Annotated in this window: 1 protein-coding gene; it reads right to left on the bottom strand. The window is 65.8% G+C overall.

All coding sequences use genetic code 11. The features are described 5' to 3' along the window. The coding region (locus SK803_RS46275; RefSeq protein WP_319972631.1) for an ATP-dependent Clp protease ATP-binding subunit at window positions 1-2,282 on the bottom strand (2,282 nt) is incomplete at its 3' end.

Here is a 2,282-nt window from a genome sequence, read left to right on the forward strand (position 1 = left end):
CCGCGCTTCGCGAGGAGCATCTTCGCGCGATCGGTGAGCTCGATCGCCATGTCCTTGTTCCTCAGCTGCGTCTCGACGCGGGCGATCATCAAATCCACCATCTTGATGATCTCGTCCTGAGTCAGCTGGTGGAACACGATGATGTCGTCGATGCGGTTGAGGAACTCCGGCCGGAAGTGCTTCTTCAGCTCGTCGTTGACCTTGTTCTTCATCCGCTCGTAGTTGGACGCGGTGTCCTGACCCGAGGTGAAGCCCAGGCCGACGGCCTTGCTGATGTCCGACGTGCCCAGGTTCGAGGTGAAGATGATGACGGTGTTCTTGAAGTCCACCGTCCGGCCCTGACCATCGGTCAGCCGGCCGTCCTCCAGCACCTGCAACAGCGTGTTGTAGACCTCCTGGTGCGCCTTCTCGATCTCGTCGAACAACACCACCGAGAACGGCTTGCGGCGCACCTTCTCGGTGAGCTGCCCGCCCTCCTCGTAGCCGACGTAACCGGGAGGGGCACCGAACAGCCGCGACGCGGTGTAGCGGTCGTGGAACTCGCCCATGTCGATCTGGATGAGCGCGTCGTCCTCGCCGAACAGGAAGTTCGCCAGCGCCTTCGACAGCTCCGTCTTACCCACACCGGACGGGCCGGCGAAGATGAACGACCCCGACGGGCGCTTCGGGTCCTTCAACCCGGCGCGGGTGCGGCGGATCGCCTGCGACACGGCCTTGACCGCGTCGACCTGGCCGATGATCCGCTTGTGCAGCTCGTCCTCCATGCGGAGCAGACGCGTGGTCTCCTCCTCGGTGAGCTTGAACACCGGGATCCCGGTCCAGTTCGCCAGCACCTCGGCGATCTGCTCGTCGTCGACCTCCGCGACGACGTCCAGATCCCCGTCCTTCCACTGCTTCTCCCGCTCGGCCTTCTGACCCAGCAGCGTCTTCTCCGCATCGCGGAGCTTCGCCGCCCGCTCGAAGTCCTGCGCGTCGATCGCGGACTCCTTGTCCCGGCGCACGTCGGCGATCTTCTCGTCGAACTCGCGCAGGTCCGGCGGCGCGGTCATCCGCCGGATCCGCATCCGCGCACCCGCCTCGTCGATCAGGTCGATCGCCTTGTCCGGCAGGAACCGGTCGTTGATGTACCGATCCGCCAGCGTCGCCGCCGCGACCAGCGCCGAGTCGGTGATCGACACGCGGTGATGCGCCTCGTACCGGTCCCGCAGACCCTTCAGGATCTCGATCGTGTGCTCCAGCGACGGCTCGCCCACCTGGATCGGCTGGAACCGGCGCTCCAGCGCCGGATCCTTCTCCACGTGCTTGCGGTACTCGTCCAGCGTGGTCGCGCCGATCGTCTGCAGCTCACCCCGCGCCAGCATCGGCTTGAGGATGCTCGCCGCGTCGATCGCGCCCTCGGCGGCACCCGCACCCACCAGGGTGTGGATCTCGTCGATGAACAGGATGATGTCGCCGCGCGTGCGGATCTCCTTGAGCACCTTCTTCAGGCGCTCCTCGAAGTCACCCCGATACCGCGAGCCCGCCACCAGCGAACCCAGGTCCAGGGTGTAGAGCTGCTTGTCCTTGAGCGTCTCGGGCACCTCGCCCTTGACCACCATCTGCGCCAGTCCCTCGACCACGGCGGTCTTACCCACACCGGGCTCGCCGATCAGGACCGGGTTGTTCTTGGTGCGCCGCGACAGCACCTGCATGACCCGCTCGATCTCCTTGGTGCGCCCGATCACCGGGTCGAGCTTGCCCTCACGGGCCGAAGCCGTGAGATTGCGCCCGAACTGGTCCAGCACCAACGACGACGACGGCGTGCCCTCACCGCGCCCGGTCGACTCCGCCGCACCCTTCTCCGTCGAATACCCGGACAGCAGCTGCAGCACCTGCTGCCGCACCCTGTTCAGATCAGCGCCCAGCTTCACGAGGACCTGCGCAGCAACGCCCTCGCCCTCACGAATCAGACCCAGCAGAATGTGCTCGGTACCGATGTAGTTGTGGCCGAGCTGCAGCGCTTCGCGCAAAGACAGCTCCAGCACCTTCTTGGCGCGCGGGGTGAAGGGGATGTGCCCACTCGGAGCCTGCTGGCCCTGGCCGATGATCTCCTCGACCTGCTGGCGGACGCCCTCCAGCGCGATCCCCAACGACTCCAGCGCCTTGGCGGCGACACCTTCACCCTCGTGGATCAGACCCAGGAGGATGTGCTCGGTGCCGATGTAGTTGTGGTTGAGCATCCGAGCCTCTTCTTGGGCAAGGACAACCACCCGCCTCGCGCGGTCGGTGAACCTCTCGAACAT

Source organism: Lentzea miocenica, from assembly GCF_033949945.1.
Classification (GTDB): Bacteria; Actinomycetota; Actinomycetes; order Mycobacteriales; family Pseudonocardiaceae; genus Lentzea; species Lentzea miocenica.